Source organism: Armatimonadota bacterium (genome assembly GCA_013359125.1).
Classification (GTDB): Bacteria; Armatimonadota; Fimbriimonadia; order Fimbriimonadales; family GBS-DC; genus JABWCR01.
Map to the genome: position 1 here is coordinate 93,770 of JABWCR010000005.1, position 21,602 is coordinate 115,371.

The 21,602-nt window shown below is 58.3% G+C and carries 23 protein-coding genes; 8 read left to right on the forward strand and 15 right to left on the reverse strand.

What is annotated here, in order from left to right:
* Nucleotides 1–37: 37 nt before the first annotated feature.
* The 5 genes from HUU60_04190 to HUU60_04210 all read right to left on the reverse strand — a co-directional run bounded on the left by HUU60_04190 (nt 38) and on the right by HUU60_04210 (nt 4,531).
* A complete protein-coding gene (locus HUU60_04190; protein NUL81910.1) occupies nt 38–370 on the reverse strand; it encodes a hypothetical protein in 333 nt (110 codons plus the stop codon).
* Between the two features lies 1 nt (nt 371).
* Nucleotides 372–884, reverse strand: coding sequence for a CHAP domain-containing protein (locus HUU60_04195; GenBank protein ID NUL81911.1), 513 nt, complete (start codon nt 882–884; stop codon nt 372–374).
* A gap of 13 nt (nt 885–897) precedes the next feature.
* Entirely contained in the window at nt 898–2,457 is a 1,560-nt protein-coding gene (locus HUU60_04200; protein ID NUL81912.1) for a calcineurin-like phosphoesterase C-terminal domain-containing protein, read from the reverse strand.
* Between the two features lie 113 nt (nt 2,458–2,570).
* Nucleotides 2,571–3,458 carry a PEP-CTERM sorting domain-containing protein gene (locus HUU60_04205; protein NUL81913.1) on the reverse strand — a complete coding sequence of 296 codons (888 nt, stop codon included), beginning with the start codon at nt 3,456–3,458 and terminating at the stop codon, nt 2,571–2,573.
* A gap of 83 nt (nt 3,459–3,541) precedes the next feature.
* A complete protein-coding gene (locus HUU60_04210) occupies nt 3,542–4,531 on the reverse strand; it encodes a hypothetical protein (protein NUL81914.1) in 990 nt (329 codons plus the stop codon).
* A gap of 87 nt (nt 4,532–4,618) precedes the next feature.
* Between HUU60_04210 and HUU60_04215 the strand changes: the two genes are divergently transcribed.
* Nucleotides 4,619–5,350, forward strand: a complete 732-nt coding sequence (locus HUU60_04215; GenBank protein ID NUL81915.1) for a class I SAM-dependent methyltransferase — start codon at nt 4,619–4,621, stop codon at nt 5,348–5,350.
* A gap of 105 nt (nt 5,351–5,455) precedes the next feature.
* On the opposite strand, the gene HUU60_04220 is transcribed toward HUU60_04215, so the two are convergent.
* The 4 genes from HUU60_04220 to HUU60_04235 form a co-directional block, all read right to left on the reverse strand.
* A complete protein-coding gene (locus HUU60_04220) occupies nt 5,456–5,950 on the reverse strand; it encodes a hypothetical protein (GenBank protein NUL81916.1) in 495 nt (164 codons plus the stop codon).
* A gap of 1 nt (nt 5,951) precedes the next feature.
* Nucleotides 5,952–6,287, reverse strand: coding sequence for a VOC family protein (locus HUU60_04225; protein NUL81917.1), 336 nt, complete (start codon nt 6,285–6,287; stop codon nt 5,952–5,954).
* Nucleotides 6,288–6,295: 8 nt separating this feature from the next.
* On the reverse strand, nt 6,296–7,744 hold the full coding sequence (locus tag HUU60_04230) for a hypothetical protein (protein ID NUL81918.1): 1,449 nt from the start codon (nt 7,742–7,744) through the stop codon (nt 6,296–6,298).
* A gap of 412 nt (nt 7,745–8,156) precedes the next feature.
* Complete coding sequence (locus tag HUU60_04235) at nt 8,157–10,910, reverse strand: valine--tRNA ligase (protein ID NUL81919.1); 2,754 nt, start codon at nt 10,908–10,910, stop codon at nt 8,157–8,159.
* 114 nt (nt 10,911–11,024) lie between these two features.
* Between HUU60_04235 and HUU60_04240 the strand changes: the two genes are divergently transcribed.
* The 5 genes from HUU60_04240 to HUU60_04260 all read left to right on the forward strand — a co-directional run bounded on the left by HUU60_04240 (nt 11,025) and on the right by HUU60_04260 (nt 14,782).
* Complete coding sequence (locus HUU60_04240; protein ID NUL81920.1) at nt 11,025–12,665, forward strand: CTP synthase; 1,641 nt, start codon at nt 11,025–11,027, stop codon at nt 12,663–12,665.
* Nucleotides 12,662–13,786 carry a radical SAM family heme chaperone HemW gene (gene hemW / locus HUU60_04245; GenBank protein NUL81921.1) on the forward strand — a complete coding sequence of 375 codons (1,125 nt, stop codon included), beginning with the start codon at nt 12,662–12,664 and terminating at the stop codon, nt 13,784–13,786. Before HUU60_04240 ends, hemW begins: the two co-directional genes overlap by 4 nt.
* Before the next feature lie 46 nt (nt 13,787–13,832).
* Nucleotides 13,833–13,985 carry a hypothetical protein gene (locus tag HUU60_04250; protein ID NUL81922.1) on the forward strand — a complete coding sequence of 51 codons (153 nt, stop codon included), beginning with the start codon at nt 13,833–13,835 and terminating at the stop codon, nt 13,983–13,985.
* A gap of 24 nt (nt 13,986–14,009) precedes the next feature.
* Entirely contained in the window at nt 14,010–14,345 is a 336-nt protein-coding gene (locus HUU60_04255; GenBank protein ID NUL81923.1) for a hypothetical protein, read from the forward strand.
* 98 nt (nt 14,346–14,443) lie between these two features.
* Nucleotides 14,444–14,782, forward strand: a complete 339-nt coding sequence (locus HUU60_04260) for a helix-turn-helix transcriptional regulator (GenBank protein ID NUL81924.1) — start codon at nt 14,444–14,446, stop codon at nt 14,780–14,782.
* On the opposite strand, the gene HUU60_04265 is transcribed toward HUU60_04260, so the two are convergent.
* Genes HUU60_04265 through HUU60_04275 form a run of 3 tightly spaced genes read right to left on the reverse strand, consistent with a single transcriptional unit; the run spans nt 14,773 to nt 17,798 of the window.
* On the reverse strand, nt 14,773–15,879 hold the full coding sequence (locus HUU60_04265; protein NUL81925.1) for an anhydro-N-acetylmuramic acid kinase: 1,107 nt from the start codon (nt 15,877–15,879) through the stop codon (nt 14,773–14,775). The genes HUU60_04260 and HUU60_04265 overlap by 10 nt on opposite strands.
* Nucleotides 15,863–16,846: an NAD(P)-dependent glycerol-3-phosphate dehydrogenase gene (locus HUU60_04270; GenBank protein NUL81926.1), complete on the reverse strand. Its 984-nt coding sequence runs from the start codon at nt 16,844–16,846 to the stop codon at nt 15,863–15,865. Before HUU60_04270 ends, HUU60_04265 begins: the two co-directional genes overlap by 17 nt.
* Nucleotides 16,839–17,798 (reverse strand): stage 0 sporulation protein, encoded by a 960-nt coding sequence (locus HUU60_04275; protein ID NUL81927.1) that lies wholly within the window; start codon nt 17,796–17,798, stop codon nt 16,839–16,841. The genes HUU60_04270 and HUU60_04275 overlap by 8 nt, the downstream gene beginning before the upstream one ends.
* 47 nt (nt 17,799–17,845) lie before the next feature.
* On the opposite strand from HUU60_04275, the gene HUU60_04280 reads away from it, so the two are divergent.
* Entirely contained in the window at nt 17,846–18,226 is a 381-nt protein-coding gene (locus HUU60_04280) for a hypothetical protein (GenBank protein NUL81928.1), read from the forward strand.
* Nucleotides 18,223–18,852, forward strand: a complete 630-nt coding sequence (locus tag HUU60_04285) for a protein-L-isoaspartate(D-aspartate) O-methyltransferase (GenBank protein ID NUL81929.1) — start codon at nt 18,223–18,225, stop codon at nt 18,850–18,852. The genes HUU60_04280 and HUU60_04285 overlap by 4 nt, the downstream gene beginning before the upstream one ends.
* Here the strand turns inward: HUU60_04285 and HUU60_04290 are convergent.
* The 3 genes from HUU60_04290 to HUU60_04300 form a co-directional block, all read right to left on the reverse strand.
* Nucleotides 18,849–19,031, reverse strand: a complete 183-nt coding sequence (locus tag HUU60_04290; protein ID NUL81930.1) for a hypothetical protein — start codon at nt 19,029–19,031, stop codon at nt 18,849–18,851. The genes HUU60_04285 and HUU60_04290 overlap by 4 nt on opposite strands.
* A gap of 62 nt (nt 19,032–19,093) precedes the next feature.
* Nucleotides 19,094–20,425: a tRNA (N6-isopentenyl adenosine(37)-C2)-methylthiotransferase MiaB gene (gene miaB, locus HUU60_04295; protein NUL81931.1), complete on the reverse strand. Its 1,332-nt coding sequence runs from the start codon at nt 20,423–20,425 to the stop codon at nt 19,094–19,096.
* A 23-nt stretch (nt 20,426–20,448) separates the two neighbouring features.
* Nucleotides 20,449–21,474 (reverse strand): sugar phosphate isomerase/epimerase, encoded by a 1,026-nt coding sequence (locus tag HUU60_04300; protein NUL81932.1) that lies wholly within the window; start codon nt 21,472–21,474, stop codon nt 20,449–20,451.
* Nucleotides 21,475–21,602 lie beyond the last annotated feature (128 nt).

Consider the following 21,602-nt stretch of genomic DNA (forward strand, 5'->3'; position numbering starts at 1 on the left):
GACGTTTCGACGCTCGTTTGCGCTTTCCTGCGTCAGGCTATTTCTTCTTAGGCGCCTCTTCTTTCTTGATGAAGCGTCCGGTCTTGGGGTCGCGGGCGGGGGTCGATTTCTTGGCCGCGTCGTCTTTCTTGATGAATTGGCCGGTTTTGGGGTCGCGGGCCGGCGTTGATTTCTTGGCCGCGTCGTCCTTCTTGATGAACTGGCCGGTCTTGGGGTCGCGGGCCGGCGTTGATTTCTTGGCCGCGTCGTCTTTTTTGATAAACTGGCCGGTCTTGGGGTCGCGTGGTTGCGGCTTTGTCTCGGTCTTGTTCTGCGCCATCGGCGCGGTCAGCAGCGCCAAAAGCGCTACGAGTGCGATAATCAGTCTCATCTTATGCCTCCTTCTTGGCCATCAATGCCCATCGGACAAATCGAATCTTAGGTCCCAACGGTCGGCTGCGCCTGTACACGCCGTCGCCTTCGCGAGATCCGCCCGAGTTGGTATTGCCCTCGATCGTCTTAACCCGAACGATTGTACCCGCCTCGTCTTTGACGACATCCAGCACAAATCCAACGTGCGTCGCATCAAAGGACTGGGGCGTCAGCACTTTGTAGATTAGAAAGCAGTCGCCCTGTTGCGGCGCCGATTTGAGCAGGTTGTTCTTCTTGGCCCAGTTGTGAAACACGTCGCAAGAAGCGGTGTTGGGGATGATCGACTTGCGGCCCAGTTGCTTGGCTGCCTGTTCCTCGCACCAGTTGACGAATGCCATGCACCAAGGATTGCCAGCGGGCAGGCCGGTCGATTTGAGGTAGGCCGTAACTTGGGGCCCGGCGTTGGTGCCCAGTTCTTTGACGCCGACTTGTGAAGCAGCGACTGCCAGCGTGGTCTTCACGATCTCGTTCATGCTTGCTCCTTACTCAGCGAGTAATACGGATGCTGCGATGGTCTTCGTACTTCTTCCCGAACATGTCGGTCGTTCGCACCCTGATCCGCTTGATTCCAGGGCTCATGTTAGCCGGTAGGCGGGCCGCCCAAATGTGGGGCGATTTGATAATTGCCGGCAGTTTTCTGCCGGGCGGCGGAATCGGTCCTTCTTCTATCGCCTTCATTGCTTTGTAGAACGGGTCTTCCATGTCCTTCTTTTCCATTGGCGTCCAGGTATTGCCGTTATCGACCGACATTTCGACTTTGGACTTGATCGACCCGCCAAAAACGTTGGCGACGACCTCGGTGTTGGCCGTCTCGGTAGAAGCGACCGTTTCGGGCATCCAAATGTTCATTTGGTGGCTCTTGGGCCTACGGGCGGCCTTAAACTCCCAGTCGTACTTTGTGCCATCGAAGGTCATGATGGCGTAGCCGTTGGGCGCTCCGTCGCGCATGGTGGTGTGCGGGATGCCGTTCTCGTCCGGCACCCCCGACCACCAACTTCCGCAGGTTGTAACGTTGATTATGTGGTGATGCGGCTCGATGCCTTGCCAGCCGTCCTCTTTCGTGATGAACCGATGCTCTTGATAGTGCGTGTGAGCGGAGATGGAAAGCGCGAAGGGCCTTTGCTCGATGATCCGATAGAGCTCCTGTCGGTCGTTGACATTGACCAATGGGATGTGCATCATCAGCACGACCAGTTGGTTTTTGGGGATCATGGAGAGGTCGTTTTTGATCCAACGCATCTGTTTGGGTCCGAAGGCGCCGTTGTAGTTCTGCCCGGTCCAGTTCACATCGTCTAAGACCATGAAGTGCACAGAGCCGTAATCGAACGAGTAGTAGTTGGGTCCAAAATGGCGGTGGAAGGTCTCGTCGGAATCTTGGTCGTCGGGGGAATCTAAGTTGATGTCGTGATTGCCCAGCACGTTGTACCAAGGGATACCGATCAGGGCGATCGCGTTGATCATGCCGTCGAACACGTCTAAGTTGTCAAAGACGATGTCGCCTAGGGTAACGCCAAAGGAGGCGTTGGTGCCGATCGCCTCGGCGATCACATCGTGCGCGAGCCAATCCACTTCTTGCTGATTGCGCGGCTGAGTGTCGCCGAACATCAGCGCCTTGAACACTCTCGGCTCGCGCTGAGGGTAGAGCGGAAAATCGATCGAACCGGGCAATGGCCCGGTCGGAGGCACACCGCGATACCTTACGGGGCGCGATCCCTGAGGCTTGTGGATATAGAAAAACTGAGGCAGCATCTTCTCGCTGATAGGTGTGCGCCAGCCTTTTGGCTTGACGACGAAGAGGATGGTGTCGTCCGTTACGGGCAATCGGTATCGGCCGTCGCGATCGGTTACGACGATGTCTTCCTGGTTCGAGACTTTGATGCCCGCCAGTCCGCGCTCGCCGGAATCGCGGCGTCCATTGTTATTGGCGTCGTGAAACACGTAGCCTGTAGCGATCTGTGGCTGCTGGAGCGAAGATCGATAGGCGTGGATGCCTTGTGCGGCGAGCGTGAAGGAGAGAACGGCGAGAAAGAGGATCGGCCTTTTCATAACATCGCCTCTTTCGGCGGTGAGGCGGGCTGTCCTGCGTTAAGGATTTGTGAAAACGCCCTGGCGATGAATCACCGCCAGGGCGTAGAAGTTTCGACCGACTTTGCTTGACTTTAGGCTTTTCGGCGTCGGCGGGCCAAGAGAGCAAGACCAGCGCCAAGGCCGAACAGGCTCATAGGCTCGGGGACCAACTCCAGGTAACGTCCGCCGCCCGAATAGACCAGACTGGAGGTGCGCGTCGTTACGTTAAAGACGTGCGCGCCCGAGCCATTGGTCCACATGATGTTGCCGTTGCCCAGCTGAATGACGCCGCGAGCGCCCGATGCGGCAAACGACTCGATCAATGCGCCCGTGTTGACGTCCAGCCGGACTACGTTGTTGGACGAGAAGCCCGCAACCAGCACGTTCCCATCGGCCGCATAGTTCATCTGCTCGGCAAAGTTCAGCGAGGTCGAGTTGTGAAACGCCCCGATCGAACCGCCCGCCAGATTGAATTTGTGGATGTCGTTGTTGCCAGAGCTCGAAGAAACCAAGATGCCGCCTTGATGCGCCAGAATGCCGAACGGACTGGGGGCCAATCCCGTGGTCGTGAACGATCCCATCGGGTTGCCGTTCGTGTCGAACATTACCACCGCATTGCCGGGTGCACCGTTTGCGGTGCCTGCGTTGGTTACGTAGACGGTGCCAGCCACTAACCCCATGCCGCGGATGTTGTCCAGGCCAGCGGTTCCGATTTGTCCCAGCGGCGTGCCCGTCATGGACCAACGAGAAACTCGGTCGCCTCCTTGTTCAGACACCCAGATCTCGTTGCCAACGACCATGGCGTGGATCGGTGTGCCGCCTGCCAAAGCGAAGAGGTTAGGATTCATCACGGAGCCGTCAAACGGATCGAACGTTACGATGCGGTTGTTGGTACTGTCCGGCATCATAATGTACGGTTGTGCCAACGCGCCCGAAGCAAGCAAAGCGGCAGCCATCAAACTTCCAAGGAAATTCCTCATTGTTGTCACCTCGAGAAAAGTATAAGGCAGAATTGCCTGAAACGACCAGGCAATTCTGCCAGTAAGGTCAAAGCGCCTTTGAATTAGCAGCCGACGCCGAAATTCTCTAGAACCAGCGCAAGGTCCGTATCGTCGACGACGCCGTCAAGGTTCAGGTCGGCCTGGACGCCTTCGCATCCCATGCCGAACGACTCCAGGCCGATGGCCAGATCGGTGTCGTCCACACAGCCATCGCCGTTGACATCGCCGGGGCCATTCAGGCGGATCAGTTGGAGGTATCGACCGCCGCCCGCATATATGAGCGCCGACGAGCCCGCAACCACGTCGCGGATGTGCGCGCCCGAGCCATTCGTCCACATGATGTTGCCGTTGCAAAGTTGGATCACGCCGCGAGCGCCCGATGCGGCAAAAGAGTCGATGAGGGCGCCGCTATTTACATCCAAGCGAACGACGTTGTTGGACGAGAATCCACCGACTAGGACGTTACCGTCTGCCGCATAAGCCATCTGCTCGGCAAAGTTCAGCGATGTCGTATTGTGAAACGTTCCCAAAGGGGTGCCTGTCAGCGAAAACTTGTGTATGTCGTCGTTCGCCGAACTGGACGACACGAGTATCCCGCTCTGATGCTCCAGCACGCCAAACGGGCCGGGGGCCAGGCCGACCGTACTGAAAGACCCCAATGGTGCGCCTGACGGATCCAGCATCACGACCGCATTGCCAGGGGCGCCATTGGCAGTACCAGCGTTGGTTACGTAGATCGTGTCGCCAACTCGGCCCATTCCGCGAATGTTGTCGAAGCCTGCTGTACCGATCTGACCCAGAAACGTTCCCGTTAGAGACCAGCGCGAAACACGATCGCCGATCTGCTCGGACACCCAGATCTCATCGCCCACCCGCATGGCGTGGATCGGCGTTCCGGCTGCTAAAGCAAAGTAGGCGCCATTGATCACGCTGCCGTCTTGCGGGTTGAAAAGCACGGTTCGGTTGTTGGTACTGTCAGGCATGATTATGACCGCCTGAGCGAAAGTGCCGACGCATGCAAGCGCGGCAAGAGAAGCAAACAATCCTTTCATGGTAATCACCTCGTTCGATAGTTTACCTCCATCTGTCCTCGGCAACACTGACACGTTTGCGGGGATTGTGGGCTATGATAATGCACTATGGAGTTTGGAGCGTGGGCCGACCAATACGCGGCGTTCAGACCCCGATATCCAGTGGGCCTGTTCGATTTTATTGCCGATCAGGCGCCGGGACGACGCTTGGCCTGGGATTGTGCGACAGGCAATGGGCAGGCCGCGATCGACCTGGCCGAACGGTTCGAGAGGGTCTGCGCGACGGACAAAAGCGAAGAACAGATCAGTCGGGCGACGGCCCATTCGCGTATCGACTATTCGGTGCAGGCCGCCGAAGCGACTGACTTCCCTAATGCCTGCTTTGATGCGATCTGCGCGGCGCAAGCCGTCCATTGGTTCGATGTTGAGCGCTTTTATGCCGAGGCCGTGCGCGTAGCACGCCCCGGCGCGGTGATCGGCATTTGGGGGTACACCGATTTCAACGTCTCTCCGGCGTTCGACTCGGCGTTCAGAGAGCGCGTTTTGGAGCCAGTAAAGGGCGATTGGGCGGGCGGCGTTCGACTATTGACCAACGGTTATCGAGACATTCCCTTCCCGTTCGAACGCATTGAGACGCCTCCCTTCAGCATTGAAGTTACCTGGGATTTGCCTCGGCTGATGGCCTATGTGAACACTTGGTCGGGCGTTCGGCGATATGTCGAACGGACTGGAATCGGCCTTCTGTCAGAGGTCTATCCCCTTCTGGCCGCGGAGTGGGGCGATCCCGCAACCCCGCGCCCTATCGCGATGCCGCTGTATGCGATGATGGGGAGGATCTGACTTCCGACAGATAGAAAAAAGCAAATCGGCGGCGTTGTACGCGAACGGCAAGCACTGGGTGCAGGCTGGAAGGCGTTTGCCAGCGATCCTAACCGTTCGAGCAATCTAATGCTCTAAATGCTTTCTCATCCGCCTCCGAATCGCCCAAATAGAAAGCCCTATGATTAGGACGGTCCCGCCCGAATAACTGACCATGTGCGCGATCGCGACGGCGAACAGTCTACGATCCGCGACTTTCTCATCCCAGCCCAGAACAAAGCCGCCGAACAGATAAATCGCCAACCCTGAGAGCATGGCTAATGCCCATAGAACGGCCAGACACTTCAGCAGCGCGGGTTGAATGTCCCTGGCCTCTAACTTAGGCAGGCGACCCGCCCTGCACGCAGCGCCCATCAACAATCCGCCGAACAGTCCCATCCACCAGGTTGCCCAGACGCCCCAGATCAATGCCAATGCCAACGGCGACTTTGTGTCGATTATCACCGGGTGATGAGGCGGCAAAAAGTAGGCTGGACTGACGTGCGCCGTAACAAGGTCGTGCGCGATTCCATACGCGACCGATGTCCAAACGCCCAGCCAGACGATGCGCCAGTAAGCCACTTTATGGCTTTGAATATCGCGGTTGGTAGAGCTGGATTTTAAGGCCTCCTGGAGCCTCGAAGAAAGTTACCAAGCCATAGCCGTGATCCTCGATATCGCCGGCAAAGACGACGCCGCGCGCTTTCAGCGATTCGACCGTCGCGGCCACGTCGTCGCAGTAGAAGGAGATGCCCGCGCTGTTGCCGTCCGCCTCGTGGCAGCCTACTTCTCCGGCTATCGGATAGATCGGCCAATTGCCGCCCGCGTCGAACCAATCGAGCCCAAGTTTCTCCTTAAAGAACGCCCGCAGCTCGTCGGCTGCGGGCGAATAGAACATTGCGTGCACGCCTTTGATCATGATTCCTCCTAATGGCAGCCTAGACCGAACGATTCGAGCGCGATGGCCAGGTCGGCATCGTCGACGATGCCGTTGCCGTCTATGTCGCTGGCCGGATTGGTAGAGCCAAAGTCCTCCAACACTTGTGCCAAGTCCGCATCGTCCACACAGCCGTTGTTGTTCACATCGGCCGCAGGCTGAAGATTGATGGAGAACACGAACGGCTCACCCGGGCCATTGGTATAGACCATCCCGATGCTTGCTAACGAGCGCGCAGGATCGACAGCGCCGACATACTCGAACAACCGCGCGGCGCGACGAAATTCAAAGCGCCAGGCGGTCTCGATCAGGTTCTTTTGCGCGCGATCCATGCCGCCTAGGATGGTCGGAACGGGCGCCGATGCGTTGAACCAGTCGGGGACGGGCGTTGTTTCCGATCCCGGATCGCCGCTGTCGTAATGTCGCTCTACGGCCAGTTCTGATCCGCCGTTCGCCGATGAAATTACGACGCCGACTCGCTTATATCGTCCCGGCGGCACATCGACGGTAACGGCGTTGAACAGCATGGCGATCGCGTTTTGACTGCGATAGTCGGCCAGCAGATGGCGACCCAGCCCGGTGTTGGTCGAGGTCAAAAGCCGGTCGTTCGGCACCCCCACAGAGGCAAACGAAGCGGTCGGCGCAGTGTAGTTGAAAGTGTTGAACTGATCGAAGAACCCGCCCGCATCGGAGCTTGGGCCCGTACCGTCAAAGACGGCGTCTGTGTTGGCCAAGCTGCTGAGGTCGATCTGGAAAGACGTAGCGCCAACGCGCGCAGTAACCGCGAACAGGCTGGCTGCGGTCCGACCTGGGTTGGACAGGTTCGTACCTTCCACCACAATGTGCGTTATGGTTTGTCCGCCGGTCGGCAGGATGGTCGACTCAAAGAGCCTGCAGGCGTTCGCACTGTGCAGGTTCCATCGGTTTTGGGCTGCGCTCCACTGTACGCGATCGCGTCCGGTTACAGGTGACGGCACGCCGCTGGCCGCATTGAACCAGTCGGGCGCCCGAAAGCCGTTTTCGAACACCTCGGTCGAGTTGTCGGCGTAGTGCACGGTAACTCTCAGAGTAGAGTTGCCGTCGGCCGAGGCGCCTAAGAACCCAATCTCATCGGTAGGCATGTGGATGGGGATCGAGGCGCTATCCCCGGTAAAGAACTTGATCGCGTTCGCGCGCGAATAGTCGCCCAGTTGATAGAAGCCCATAGCGCCGAGCGAAGGGACGATTCTATTGGCGGGCAGTCCGTCTGCCGTGAAGCCAAGACCGTTAGCGATCAGGTTGTAGGTGTTGAGCGCGTCGAAGTAGCCGTCAAAGTCGGCGCCCGTGTCCATGTTGTCAAAAATCGTATCGGTGGTGTAGTGGGTCGACAGATCGGCGCGAACTTGAGCAAAGGCAGGCAAGGTCGCCAGGAATAGCGCGGCAAAAACAATGCGCATCATAGTTCCACCTCCGATACATAGTACAACATTAGTCCGGCGGATTCCTTCATTGTTGAGAGCGCGTCGGCTTGCCGGAGTTTTAGCGCTCGGCTTCTCTTGCGCCGGAACAACGATCTTCATGAGCGTGTTTGGAGTTTACCTATTGGCGTGGATTCGTACTCAAAGTTGTGCTACATTTTTTGCAGATTCCCGTTCCATGATAAACGTGAGCGGCTTTTGAATCGAGAGGTCTGCCTCGAACCTTCCTTAGGGCGCGGTTTAGTCGATTTTGCGAGGTTGGTTCGGTGCGGCGTCCTGCGGAGGGAACAGAGTTCCTCTTTTTGGGGGCGTCCCCGGCGGATTTGTACTCAGATTCTCAGCCTCCACACCTACGGGCGTGGAGGCATCGCAACCTCGCAGCGCACATTAATCCTCACCCCTTTATATCCTCCAGCCTTGCGGAGAGTTTGCGCAGGCGGTCGAGGAGTTCCTGTTCCCAGTCGCGCTCTTTTTGGACGATCTCGGGGTTTGCTTTTTCTAGGAACTGGGGATTGCGGAGCTTGCCTTGGGTTCGTCTGAGGTCGGCCTCGGCTTTAGCGATTTCGCCTTGAAGGCGCGCGGCTTCCTTTTCCAGATCGATCATGCCTTCAAGCGGGATTGCGATCTCGATGCCGCCGATCACCTGCGCCACGGATTTGCCTTGGGGGGCGCCGATCTGTGCCGATTGCATCCAGGCCAGACGTTTGATCAGGTCGAGGTCGTTGTGAATGCACTGCCGCATCGTCTCATCGTCGGTCTGCAGGTAGGCTGTGCCGGTTACGTTGCCGGGCGAGACGCCCATCTCGGCGCGGAGGTTGCGGATCGTGCGGATCGCTTCGAAGAGGCGTTCTGCCGAGTTCTCGCTGTCTGGGTCGCGCGGCAGTTCGTTTGGATCGGGGAACGGCGCTTGCATGATGCTCTCGCCTTGGTGCGGCAGCGCTTGCCAGATCTCCTCCGTAATGTGCGGCATGAACGGGTGCAACAGCCTCAGCGCTCGGTCGAGCACGAAGACCAAGACCCGTTGCGCATCCCGCCGCGTCAAGGGCTCTTGCAGCCTTGGTTTCACGGCCTCCACATACCAGTCGCAGAACTCGTTCCAAATGAACTGGTGCAGGGCGTCCGCTGCCTCGTTCAGTTGGTAGCTCTCAAATCCCTCGCGCACAGCCTGGCTGGCCGCTGCCAACCGGCTCACCATCCAGCGATCCATCAGAGTGAAGGAGCTCGGCAGATTGTCATCGTACTCGGCCAGGAACTCCGAATCCAGGTTCATCAGCACAAATCGGGCGGCGTTCCAGATCTTATTGGCAAAGTTGCGGGCGGTGGTAACGCGCTCTTCGTGAAATCGGATGCTTTGTTGCATCCCCGCCTGGCTCAGTAGAGACCAGCGCAGAGCGTCCACGCCGAACTCTTCAATAAGGTCTAACGGATCGACCCCGGTGCCCAGCGATTTGGACATCCGTTTGCCCTCTTTGTTCAGCACTGTGGCGTAGATATAGACCTGATGGTAGGGGATTTCGCCCATGTGGTCCATGCCGGTCATGATCATGCGGGCGACCCAGAGGTAGAGGATGTCGCGCGCGGTGATGAGCAGGTTGGTCGGGTAAAAGCGCTCTAGCATGGGGGTTTGCTTGGGCCAGCCCATGACGGCGTGGGGCCAGATGGCGGACGAAAACCAGGTATCGAGCACATCGGGGTCTTGGATCAGTTCGCTGCCGCCGCATTGCGGACAGACATCCGGTCGGTCTCGCTGAACGATGGGGTTGCGGCGGCGAACCAAACGCCACGGCTCGTGCGGGTCGCTCGTCGCCTCAAAGTCGTCTGGATGACAGGTTCGGCAATACCAAGCGGGTATCTGGTGCCCCCACCAGAGTTGTCGGGCGATGTTCCAATCGCGAACGTTGCGCATCCATTCCAGGTAGATTTCGCGATACCGTTCGGGCACGAACGTTACTCGATCCTGCTCGACGACCTCAATGCAGGGTTTGCTGAGCTCGCTCATTCGGCAGTACCACTGCTCGCTCAGAAGCGGTTCGATCACGCTGTGGCATCGCTCGCATCGGCCTAGGGGCACTCGATAATCCTCGACCGATTCGAGCAGTCCCTGTTCTTCTAAGTCAGCGACGAGCGCTTTTCGGGCTTCGAATCGATCTAGGCCGTGGTATTTGGTCAAAAAAGGATGCTCAGGTTGTCCCAGTTCTTCGCGGATTGCCAATGTATCGACCGTTGCGTCCTCGGCCAGCATCACGGGGCGCGGCAGATTGTGCCGGACGCCGATTTCGTAGTCGTTCGGGTCGTGCGCGGGGGTTACTTTTACGGCGCCGGTGCCAAATTCGGGATCGGGATAGTCGTCGGCGATCAGTTCGACTTCCCTTCCGACCAGGGGCACGGTCAGGCGCGCGCCGATCAGACCGGCATATCGCTCGTCCTTAGGATTGACAGCCACGGCCACATCGGCCAAGATCGTCTCTGGGCGCGTGGTCGCGACCACGATATAGCCTTCCCGCCCGACCAAGGGATAGCGCACTTTATAGAGCTTTGCGGCTTCTTCTTCGGTTTCGATTTCGATGTCCGATATGCTGGTGCGGCATCCCGGGCACCAGTTGGCAATTCGCTGACCTATGTAAAGGTGTCCGTCGCGCCACCATCGTTCAAAGGTCTCGTAGACGGCGCCGGTGTAGTCGTCATCGCGGGTGAAACGGGTAAAGCGCCAGTCGAACGAGCAACCCAAACGGCGAAACTGATTGAGAATGGCGCTACCGTACTCCTGGCGCCAAGCCCAGACGCGGCGCACAAACTCCTCGCGGCCGATCTGTCGACGGTCGATGCCCTGCTTTCGCAGCTCGCGCGAGACCACGTTTTCCGTGGCGATGCCGGCATGGTCGGTGCCGGGCACGCACAGCACGTTGTCGCCCATCATTCTTCGCCAGCGTATAATCAGGTCGTGGATTCCATAGCAAAGGGCGTGGCCCATGTGCAGCGATCCGGTGATGTTGGGCGGGGGGATGGCGATGCTGTAGCGCGGGCGGGCGTCGTCCTCGATGTCGGCGTCGAACAGGCCCTTGTCGGTCCACCAGGCATAGGTTCGCTGTTCGACCGAGGCCGGATCGTACGTCTTGGGCAGCTCTTGCGACGGATCGAATTCGCTCATTGGGGCGGTTATTGTACCTTCCGCACAGGTTGACGGTTGGGGTATAGTTGATGAAGGCAGAAGCAGTCGATCCCCCTATCGATTTTCGTCGGGCATTATTCATGGAGGATCGTCATGGGCAAGTACATTTTTGTTACGGGCGGCGTCGTTAGTTCTATCGGCAAGGGCATCGCCACCGCAAGCATAGGACGGATGTTGCGCAACCGGGGCTTTAGCGTGGCTCCGATCAAACTGGACCCCTACATCAACGTCGATGCGGGCACGATGAACCCCTACCAGCACGGAGAGGTGTTCGTTACCAACGACGGCGCGGAGACCGATCTTGATTTGGGGCATTACGAGCGCTTTATGGATGTGGACTGCGTTCGGGATTCCAATGTTACAGCCGGTCGGGTTTACAAGGCCGTCATCGATAAGGAGCGCAAGGGCGACTACCTGGGCAACACGGTTCAGGTCATTCCTCACATCACCAACGAGATCAAAGAGCGCATCCTATTGGCTGGGCGATTGCAAAATGCGGACGTGGTGATTGCCGAGGTGGGGGGCACGGTGGGCGACATCGAGGGTCTGCCGTTTCTAGAAGCTATCCGGCAATTGAGAAAGGACGTCGGTTCGGAAAATTGCATGTACATTCACGTTACGATGATCCCTGGCGTAGGGCCGTGGGACGAACTGAAGACCAAGCCGACCCAGCACAGCGTCATCAAGCTGCGCGAGATCGGAATTGCGCCCGATGTGCTGATTTGTCGTAGCAAGAAGCCGCTGTCGGAAGAGATGCGGGACAAGATATCGATGTTTTGCGATGTGCAGCGCGCAGGCGTGATCGAAGCTCTCGATGCCGAGACGATCTATGAGATTCCCTTGATGTACGAGCGTTCGGGATTGGGCGATCTGGTGGCGGATCGGCTTGGCTTGCCGCGAACAGAACCGGCGAACATGATGGAATGGGAAGAGATCGCGCGCCGCGCCAATGCGCCGTCCAAGTCGTGCCGGATTGCCATTGTAGGCAAGTACATCGAGAATCGCGACGCCTATCTCTCAGTTCAAGAGGCGCTGATTCACGCGGGCATCGCGCACGATTGCCGAGTGCATCTGGATTGGATCGATTCGACTACGGTTGAAGACCAAGGCGCGGAACGTGCCTTGGCGAATGTTGATGGAGTGGTAGTGCCGGGCGGATATGGCAGCCGCGGCGCCGAGGGCAAGATTTTGGCGATAGAATATGCTCGAACTCGAAATAAGCCTTACTTGGGATTGTGCTACGGGCTTCAAATGGCCGTTATTGAGTTTGCGCGCAATGTGCTCGGGCTGACCGACGCCAACACCGAAGAGAACGACCAGCAGACGCCTTATCCGGTCGTTCATTTACTGCCCGAGCAGCGCAACATTGACGACAAGGGCGCCACGATGCGGTTGGGCGTTTATCCGTGTCGGCTGGAGCCCGGATCTTTGGCCGCGCGCGCCTACGGCGATGCAGTGGCCTATGAGCGCCACCGACATCGGTACGAAGTGAACAACGAGTTTCGCGATCAGTTGGAAGCCGCCGGCATGAGGCTGTCGGGCGTCAGCCCCGATGGAAAACTGGTCGAGATCATCGAACTGATCGATCACCCGTATTTCATTGCCAGTCAGTTCCATCCTGAGTTCAAGTCGCGCCCGAATCGACCGCATCCGTTGTTCTTTGGGCTGGTGCAGGCAGTCTTGGAGCCGAGCGATCGGGCGGTCGTTCAGAGCGCGCAAGCTTCGGCCGTGTGATCATGCCGCTTTCGGTCTATGTGCACGTGCCGTTTTGTCATGTCAAGTGCGGCTATTGCGATTTCAATTCGTTCGCCCTTTCGGGCGAGATCGTCGATCGATTTGTCGATGCTGTGATTCGTGAGATTTCAACTTCGGAGTATAAAGGTTCGAGAGTTGAGACGGTTTTCTTTGGCGGGGGGACGCCGACTTTTCTCTCTGGCGAGCAGTTGGCGCGAATTTTGGCCGCAGTTTGCAGCGCGTTTGAGGTCGAGGGAGAGATCACCAGCGAGGCGAACCCGGGCAGCGTTACGTTGGATCAGTTGCGGGTCATGCGCTCGGCAGGCTTCAATCGCATCAGTTTTGGCGCGCAGTCGTTCGATAGCGGCGAGCTGAAGATTATGGATCGGATTCACTCTCCCGACGAGATCGGTCAGGCGGTCAGATGGGCTAGGGGGGCTGGTTTTGACAATCTGAATCTGGATTTGATCTATGCGCTGCCCGGCCAGGCGATTCAGCGTTGGCGATCGAATCTAAAAGCCGCGATGGCGCTCGAACCTGAGCATTTATCGCTCTATTGTCTGACTTTGGAGCCTAACACTCGTTTTTATCACGACTATCAGAAGGGCTTGCTGACGGTACCGGACGACGATGTTCAGATCGAGATGCAGCGCCTGGCGGAATCGATGACTTTGGCCGCCGGATATCGGCAGTATGAGATCTCGAACTATGCCAAGCCTGGATTCGAGTGCGAGCACAATTTGGTCTATTGGCGCAATCAGGACTATGTTGGGTTTGGTCCGGGAGCGGTTTCTGGCGTCGATGGGTGTCGGTGGATGAACATCAAGCACCCAAGAGAGTACGTTGCTCGCGTTGAAAATGGGGAGAGCCTTGTGCTTGATACCGAGAAGTTAGGGGGTTGGGCGAGGGTCGGCGAGACGATCATGCTGGGATTGCGACTGAACGACGGAATCGATTTGGAGGCGTTGGAATCAAGGTTCTGCCTGCCCGTGCGCGAGAGATTTGCGGAGACTATTCAAATCCTCGCGGCTCAGGATCGGGTCTGCGTTGAGAGTTCCAAGTTGCGCCTGACGGACGAGGGTCGATTATGGGCATCTGAGATCGCTCAGCATTTCTTGTAGACTTGCCAAGAATCGGGGTATAGTTTATGTCTAAGGAGGCCTCTCGATGAGATTGTTGTTTCCCATCGTTGCAGCCGCCTTCCTATGCTTGGGATTCCAAGGCCAGAAGGCGACGGAATCGGACGTGATGATCGGTAAGAGGGCGCCCGCCTTCGATGTAAACGACATCAAGTCCGGCAAAGAGATGTGCTACGTCTGAGTTAACCCGCGAAAAGCGCTGGTCTTGACCTTTGGCAAGACGAGCGATACAAACTGGACCCGTGCGGTTCAGAGAACTCAGAAACTTCAAGAGACGTTCAAAGGCAAACCCTTCTTCGTTGGCGCCGTTGTCGACGACTCCGATTCGAAAATCGTCAGTCAATGGATGACCAAGAACAAGCTGTCGCTCCCTGTTGGCATGGAGTTGAAGGATAAGCAAGGCCAATCCAGATACTCCATCAAGAGCCTTCCCTGCACTATCGTCATCGATACAAGGCGAACGATCGTCTACCGATTTGACGGGGTGAGCGAGGCCATGGAGCGCAAGATGACCGAAACGGTCAAGAAGAGCCTCGAGTAAGTAGGCTCAGAATCTGCGGCATCGGGTCGCGGGCTGAGCCTGCGGCCCTTTTTTTGTGCGAACCGAATCGGCCTTGCGAAGGTATATAGAGTAGGAGAATGAAGGGAGTTAAGAGCAAGATTCTGCGCGGCGACGAGTTTTGCCCGGCCCAGGCGACTATGGAACTGCTGGGTTGCCGGTGGACGATGCAGATCGTCCGAGCGCTGGAGCCGGGAGTCATGCGGTTCAATGAACTGGCAAAGAGTGTCGGCGTCAATCCAAGGACGCTCTGCACCCGATTGCGACGATTGGAGCAGGACGGCATCGTCGAGCGGCGCGTGGTGAGCGCGATGCCTCCCAATGTTGAATACGAATTGACCGCCAAAGGCAGGGCCCTAAACGAAGTCCTGCAACGCTTGATCGATTGGGGCGCGACGTGGATGACCGATCACCAGTAGATCGCGCCTAAGCGCGTCGGTTCGGACACGCCGGTCGTGCCTGGAAAGGAGACGGGCGCATCTCGCAGTCTTGCATCGGCCAATACGGCGAATAGGATCGCCTCTTTCGCGTCTGAATCGATCCCTAGTTCGGAGTATGGATGGAGGCGGAAGCCGTGATTTTCAATCCGTCTGACTAGTTCCTTGTTGTGCAGCCCGCCGCCGGAAATGTAGAGTTCCTTTACATCGTTCGGCGCCCAGCGTTCGATCGCCTGGGCAATGGACCGTGCGGTTAGTTCGGTTATAGTTGCAATGTGGGCCAACGGGTCGGCCACAGCACTCTCTCCTAGGAACTCTTTGTTGAACAGTTCGCGGCCGGTCGACTTGGGCGGCGGTTTACCAAAGTAGGCAAGGTTGAGATAGGCAGCGAGCGCCCCTTCATCCACCTGCCCTAAGGCTGCCAGTCCTCCATCACGGTCATATTTCTCGCCCGTTGCCCGAGCGACCAAGAGATCGATCAGGCAGTTGCCCGGGCCGGCGTCAAAGGCGATCATCTTCTCTGGACCGCCGGGTTGCACGATCGTCAGATTGGCGATGCCGCCGATGTTCAGGGCGATTGCGGGGGCGCGATCTTTTAGCACGAGCCAATCGAGATAGGGGACGAGGGGCGCGCCTTGGCCGCCAGCCGCTATATCGGCGGTACGAAAGTCGGCGACCACGGGCGCTTGCAGTCGCCGCGCTATGACTGCGGGCGAGCCGATTTGCACAGTGTTGGCAAACGGTCCGTTCGGCTCGTGCCAAACCGTTTGACCATGACTGCCGACGACGTCCACAGCCTGTAATCCGGCGGAACGGATAGCCTCCGTTCCAGCGTCCGAGAAAAGTTCGCCTAGTTCGCGATCTAACTTAGCGTAGAGCGCGAGCGAACCGTTATCGATCAAGTCGAACAGGGCGAGCCGGGTGGATTCGGAATAGGGTTGACATACGCTTGACAGAGTTTCGATCGTTGGCGGATCGCCGCTCAATCGGACGACCGCCGCGTCGATTCCGTCCATCGAAGTGCCTGAAATCAGCCCAAGCGCGATTCGCTCGGCGCCCAAGTCAAGCAAAAGTCTCATTCTCTTCCTTTGGTGGGCGCGACATGAGCGATGCCAGCGCTTGAGCGGGGGTCGTCTCGCCGCGAAGCGTTGCGGCGACGACGCTCATGATGGGCGCTTCTGCGCCGACCCTTGCGGCCAGTTTCTCGCCCTCCATGGCCGTGTTAAAGCCTTCGGCCACCTGGCCCAACTCGTTCAACGCGGTTTGAGGCGGCGCGCCCTCGCCGATTGCTCGACCCAGCCGATAGTTGCGAGAAAGGCGGCTGCAGGCGGTCGCGATCAGGTCGCCCACGCCGCTGAGACCGGTGAAGGTTTCTCGTTTGGCGCCGCACGCAACTCCCAACCGGGTCATTTCTGCCAGCCCTCGAGTAAGCAGCGCGCCTTTGGTGTTGTCCCCAAAACCGAGGCCGTCGCTCATGCCCGCGCTGATCGCATAGACATTTTTGAGACCGCCGCCTAACTCGACGCCTGCCACATCGGAATTGGTGTAAACGCGCAGACAGGCAGACATGAACATGGCTTGCACGGATTTCGCCGTCTCTCGATCGGGCGAGGCGGCGACGGTGGCGGTCGGGACGCCCTGGGCCAATTCTGTCGCCAAGTTTGGGCCCGAGAGAGCGGCGAACCGAGCCGAACCGACGACCTGTAACAGAGTCTCGGAAGGTCTCAATCCGGTGCCCATTTCTAATCCTTTCGAGGCCAGCACATAGATGGGGCTGTCGAAGCGCGCGCGTTCCAACACCTCGCGCGCGGCCGAACAGGGCACGGCTACCACGACGACGGGCGACGGCGCGGGCTCTGTTACGGGACAGAGCGTATCGGGAAACGGCGCATTGGGCAGGTACCGCCCGTTAGCTCGATCCCGCTTCATCTGTTCGATCTGTTCGGGGTCTCTTCCCCAAAGATCGACCTTCAGCCCCTTCTGGGCCAACAGGATCGCGAGCGCTGTACCCCAGCTTCCCGCGCCGAGCACCAAGGCGTCAGCCATCGGTCAGGCTCTCGTCGTCAGGTTCGATCGGGCTGAATCGGGTTCGGCATCCGCTGCCGTCGCCCAATCCATAGTCGCCTACGGGCGAATCGGCGCTGGATCGATACTCGTGCCGGCGGCTGCACGATCCGCATCCACCGGTGGGCTTCTCGTCCCAATGCACCTCGCTGGCATGGAAAGTTGCGGTTTCGCGGGACGGCTCCAGTTCGACATGGATGAAGCTCTTGAGGACAGCCAATTCCATCACGCGCCCAACGCCTTGGGGGGTGCGAACCATCATGCCGATCTTGGGCAGCGCGACCCGCATATCGACATACGTGTCGTACTCGTACTTTAGGCAGCACATCAGTTTGCCGCACATGCCGGAGAACTTGACCGGATTGAGGAAGAGGCTTTGATCCTTGGCCATTTTCATGGTTACGGCGGCAAAGTCTTTGAGAAATGTGCTACAGCAGGTGGTCAGCCCGCAGGGACCGATGCCGCCCACGATTTTTGCATGGTCGCGCGATCCGATTTGATAGAGCATCACCCGGCATCGCAACGTGCGCCCGAGGTCTTTGGCGAGTTCGCGAAAGTCGACGCGGCTCTCTGCTGTGAACAGGATCGTCGCCTGCGTGCCTTCCAAGTTGTATTCGGCATGGGCGACTTTTATCGGAACGTTGTGTTTTTTAGCCCTCTCTCGGCAGAGCGCGAAGGCCTGTTTTGCTTTTTCGATGTTTTGCTGCTCCGTTCGCAGATCTTCGGCGGTCGCCTTTCGCAATACGGACTTGAGGGGAGGGTCGATGTCCGACTCTGAGATCAGTTGCGGCGGGAAGGAGACGTCCGCGATCTCGTAGCCTGAGGCGGCCTCGATGACAACGCGGTCGCCCACCTGGAGATCGAGCAGGTTGCCCGGGTCAAACCAGTAAGCCCGCGAAACTCGACGAAAAGCGACGCCCACGCAAAGCGGCATTAGTTGAACGCAGGGAAGATGCGCGCCTGCTCGAAGAAGTTTACCGCATGGCGATCTGGCTGTTTAACGCCCCAATGGGTTGGCACGAAGCCGCCGACGCGCTGGAAAAGGCGGGCATTGAGGTTCTCGGCCTTTGGCGGTCGGGTTCTGGGTGCGTCGGCGCATCGGCGGAGGAGCCCAAAATCGAAGGTTTTTCTGCGATCGAATCGACGGACCGGCGCGCTCGCGCTTTGGGATTGGTGCGGTTAGAGCGCTCGGTTGCGATGGGCGAGTTGCCCGATCTGCCGGTAGAAGCAATGCGAATTGCGTCCGATCGGACCACGGAGACCCTGCTTGTCGCTGGATCGCCTCAATCGGTCGAGGAGTTTGCCCGCTTGATCGGCGCGGACGATCATTCGACCATCTTTTTTGTGAACGCGGCGCCATGAACGAGCAGGAGGAGTTGATCAGGGAGATCGAGCAGAAAGGCGTGCGCGATCCTCGCGTTTTGAAGGCGATTGCCAACACGCCTCGCCGCCTCTATGTGCCCGAGGAGCAGGCGTCCCTCGCGCTCGTCGATCGGGCTTTGCCCATTGGGTTCGATCAAACCATCTCCCAGCCCTCGTTGGTGGCGCTGATTACCGAGCTAGCGGAGATCGAACCAGAAAGCGTCGTATTGGAGGTCGGTGGAGGGAGCGGCTATCAGGCTTCGATATTGGCAAAATTGGCCAGGCGGGTTGTGGTCATCGAACAATGTACCGAGTTGGCGCTACGGGCGCGGCAAGCCTGGAAGAAGGAGGGTTTGACAAACCTTGTATCGGTGATTGGCGATGGAAGCCTTGGGTACCAGCCCTATGCTCCTTACGATGCGGTCGTCATGAGCTGCGCTGCGCCCTCGCCGCCGACCGCGCTAATGGACCAACTCTCGACGAATGGCGGGAGGTTGATCGCCCCTATCGGCGGGCGCGAATCTCAGCGTCTGACCGTATATACCAGGCAAGGCGACGAACTGTCTGTCAGGCATTCGGTCGAGTGCGCTTTTGTGCCTCTTTTGGGCGAAGGCGGATATCGTTAATCGTTTAGACGTTTATCGATTTCGCGCCTGATCTCGTCCCAGGTCGCGTGTCGTCCCGTTGCAAGCTTAGAGTAGACCAATTCTCCGTCAATGGCGAATTCGAACTTGCCTTTGCTAGCAGGGATAATCTCGAACGACTCGATGTACCAGCCGTAATTAGAAAGGAGCTTGTCGGTCAAACTGACCGCTTGCGGCGAGTAGTCTCAAGGCACGCAGTATTCAAGGCTCAAACGGAGTTTTCTCACGAAACCGCCTCCCCATAGAACCCCCAAAGGTGGGCTTTGATTGCGCGAACCTTCACCAGTCGGCCCGCCATCTTGTCGTCGCCTTCGAAATGCATCATTTTGTTCTGTCGGTTAAAGCCGGCCAGCAGCGCAGGGTTTTTCTTGCTTCTGCCTTCGGCCAAGACCTCGAACAGTTGGCCGACCTGAGCCTGATTCTTCTCGACCGTGATTCGATTTTGCAGTTCGATCAGTCTTTGCAACCGGTCGAACTTGGCATCATGAGGAATCTGATCTTCCATCTCTGCCGCGGGCGTGCCCGGTCGAGGGCTGTAGGCGAACATGAAGGCGCCATCGAACCGCAACTCTTCGACGACGCGCAGAGTGTTCTGGAACTGTTCCTCGGTCTCGCCGGGGAACCCGACAATGATGTCCGTGGTCATCGAGATGTCCGGTATGCGGTCTCGGATCTTTTGGGCGATCTCTTTGTAACTGTCGACCGTATAGACCCGGCGCATGGCTTTGAGCACATCATCGTCGCCCGATTGGAGCGGAAAGTGGATGTGCTCGCAGACGGCGGGCAGTTCGGCCATCGCCTCGATCAGGTCGTCCTTAAAATCGCGCGGATAGGGGGAGGTGAACCGGATGCGCTCGATTCCCGGGATGTCGTTCAACAAACTTAACAGCTTTGCAAAAGGCACTCGGCCTTCCAACAAATTCTTGCCGTAGGAGTTAACCGTTTGGCCCAGGAGCGCGATCTCTTTCGTGCCGCGTTCGGCCAAAGCGCGAACCTCTTCAACGATGTGCTCGGTCGGACGGCTTCGTTCTCTGCCGCGAGTCGTCGGCACGATGCAGAAGGTGCAGAACTTGTCGCAACCGTACTGGATGGGCACAAAGGCCTTGAGTTTCGGCGCGCGATCGACGTTGCGCTGGGGCACATCGGTTACGACCGAACCCTTTCGCTCGGGCAGTTCTAGCCGTACGGAGCGGCGCCGAAGCCGCAGCGCCTCGTCCACCATATCGCCCACCTGGCCGACGTGCGCCGTACCCACGATCAAATCGACAAAGGGCGCTCGCTGCTTGATCTCGTCGCCTCGAATTTGCGTCATGCAGCCGCACACGCCCACGATCATTTCGGGCCGCTCGGCTTTGATCTGGCGAATCTCGCCCAAGAGGCTGAACGCTTTGTCTTCGGGTTTTTGCCGCACCGAGCAGGTGTTGAGAAGCACGACGTCGGCTTCCTCCCATCGACGCGCCGGGCGGTAGCCGCGACTCTGCAGAGAGAGACCCATTTGTTCGGAGTCTTCCTCGTTCATCTGGCAGCCCCAGGTTACGATTTTGTACTTGGGCATGGCTGCCGGATTATACCTTCGGCCTATTTTTCGAAGGCGGCGTCGAAGGCAACGTGCGACCGTTCGAAATCGAGACCGCGGACGAACTCGCACGCCTCCATCGCTCCGTGCTCGCGATCCATGCCGCTGTCTTCCCACTCCACCGACAGCGGGCCATTATAGCCAACGTCGTTCAGCGCTCGGATGATCGCTTCGAAGTCGATGCTTCCACGCCCGGGCGAGCGAAAGTCCCAATAGCGCCGCCAATCGCCAAATCCGATGTGGCCGCCAAAGACGCCCGCTTGGCTGGCGTTGCTGCCCTCCCACCAGACGTCCTTGACGTGCATGTGGAAGATGCGGTCTCCAAAGCGACGGATGAAGCCGACATAATCGACGCCCTGATAACCCAAATGGCTGGGGTCATAGTTGAAGCCGAAGCGTCGATGCCCCCCGACCGCCTCGATCGCTCGCTCTGCCGTTACAATGTCGAAGGCAATCTCGGTGGGATGAACCTCGAGCGCAAAATCGACGCCCTCTGAATCAAAGGCGTCCAGAATCGGCTTCCATCGAGAACCGAAGTCTTCAAAACCGCGGTCGATCATGGCGGGAGGAACAGGGGGAAACGAATAGAGCAGATGCCAGATAGAACTGCCGGTAAAGCCGTTGACCACAGCGCGTTTTGGCCTGTTGGGCGCGGCGTCGAACAGTTTGCGCGCGGCTCTGGCGGTGTCGATCATCTCCTGTGCGGCACGCTTTCGGACGCTTTCCGGTTCGCCGTCGCCCCAGATTCGCGGCGGGAGAATGGCCTGATGCCGCTCGTCTATGCGGTCGCAGACGGCCTGACCGGCCAAGTGATTGCTGATGGCGAAGCAAGACAAACCGTGGCGATTAAGGATCTCCCAGCGCGTATGGACATAGCCCGGATCGGCCAGAGCCTGCTGAACGTCAAAGTGATCGCCCCAGCAGGCGAGTTCGATGCCGTCGTATCCGAACGACTTGGCCTTGATGGCCATGGTCTCTAAAGAAAGATCGGCCCATTGGCCGGTGAACAGCGTAACAGGGCGAGCCATGATGTTCCTCCGTTTGCTTTTTGGTTCGACACGGGCAGGGTTCGACCTGCTCAGGTCGAATCAGATTCCATGCGATTTGGCTGGATTATCCTACTCACAGTTCTAAGTTCTGTCGGCGTTTGTCAGTT

Bases quoted from the DNA above. Each gene is read 5' to 3' on its own strand.
- HUU60_04235 (NUL81919.1), bottom strand. From the start codon at position 10,910: ATGAGCGAATTCGATCCGTCGCAAGAGCTGCCCAAGACGTACGATCCG.
- HUU60_04260 (NUL81924.1), top strand. From the start codon at position 14,444: ATGAAGGGAGTTAAGAGCAAGATTCTGCGCGGCGACGAGTTTTGCCCG.
- HUU60_04200 (NUL81912.1), bottom strand. From the start codon at position 2,457: ATGAAAAGGCCGATCCTCTTTCTCGCCGTTCTCTCCTTCACGCTCGCC.
- HUU60_04240 (NUL81920.1), top strand. From the start codon at position 11,025: ATGGGCAAGTACATTTTTGTTACGGGCGGCGTCGTTAGTTCTATCGGC.
- HUU60_04195 (NUL81911.1), bottom strand. From the start codon at position 884: ATGAACGAGATCGTGAAGACCACGCTGGCAGTCGCTGCTTCACAAGTC.
- HUU60_04275 (NUL81927.1), bottom strand. From the start codon at position 17,798: ATGCCGCTTTGCGTGGGCGTCGCTTTTCGTCGAGTTTCGCGGGCTTAC.
- HUU60_04280 (NUL81928.1), top strand. From the start codon at position 17,846: ATGGCGATCTGGCTGTTTAACGCCCCAATGGGTTGGCACGAAGCCGCC.
- HUU60_04300 (NUL81932.1), bottom strand. From the start codon at position 21,474: ATGGCTCGCCCTGTTACGCTGTTCACCGGCCAATGGGCCGATCTTTCT.
- HUU60_04270 (NUL81926.1), bottom strand. From the start codon at position 16,846: ATGGCTGACGCCTTGGTGCTCGGCGCGGGAAGCTGGGGTACAGCGCTC.
- HUU60_04205 (NUL81913.1), bottom strand. From the start codon at position 3,458: ATGAGGAATTTCCTTGGAAGTTTGATGGCTGCCGCTTTGCTTGCTTCG.
- HUU60_04190 (NUL81910.1), bottom strand. From the start codon at position 370: ATGAGACTGATTATCGCACTCGTAGCGCTTTTGGCGCTGCTGACCGCG.
- HUU60_04210 (NUL81914.1), bottom strand. From the start codon at position 4,531: ATGAAAGGATTGTTTGCTTCTCTTGCCGCGCTTGCATGCGTCGGCACT.
- miaB (NUL81931.1), bottom strand. From the start codon at position 20,425: ATGCCCAAGTACAAAATCGTAACCTGGGGCTGCCAGATGAACGAGGAA.
- HUU60_04225 (NUL81917.1), bottom strand. From the start codon at position 6,287: ATGATCAAAGGCGTGCACGCAATGTTCTATTCGCCCGCAGCCGACGAG.
- HUU60_04215 (NUL81915.1), top strand. From the start codon at position 4,619: ATGGAGTTTGGAGCGTGGGCCGACCAATACGCGGCGTTCAGACCCCGA.
- HUU60_04230 (NUL81918.1), bottom strand. From the start codon at position 7,744: ATGATGCGCATTGTTTTTGCCGCGCTATTCCTGGCGACCTTGCCTGCC.
- HUU60_04285 (NUL81929.1), top strand. From the start codon at position 18,223: ATGAACGAGCAGGAGGAGTTGATCAGGGAGATCGAGCAGAAAGGCGTG.
- HUU60_04265 (NUL81925.1), bottom strand. From the start codon at position 15,879: ATGAGACTTTTGCTTGACTTGGGCGCCGAGCGAATCGCGCTTGGGCTG.
- HUU60_04250 (NUL81922.1), top strand. From the start codon at position 13,833: ATGAGATTGTTGTTTCCCATCGTTGCAGCCGCCTTCCTATGCTTGGGA.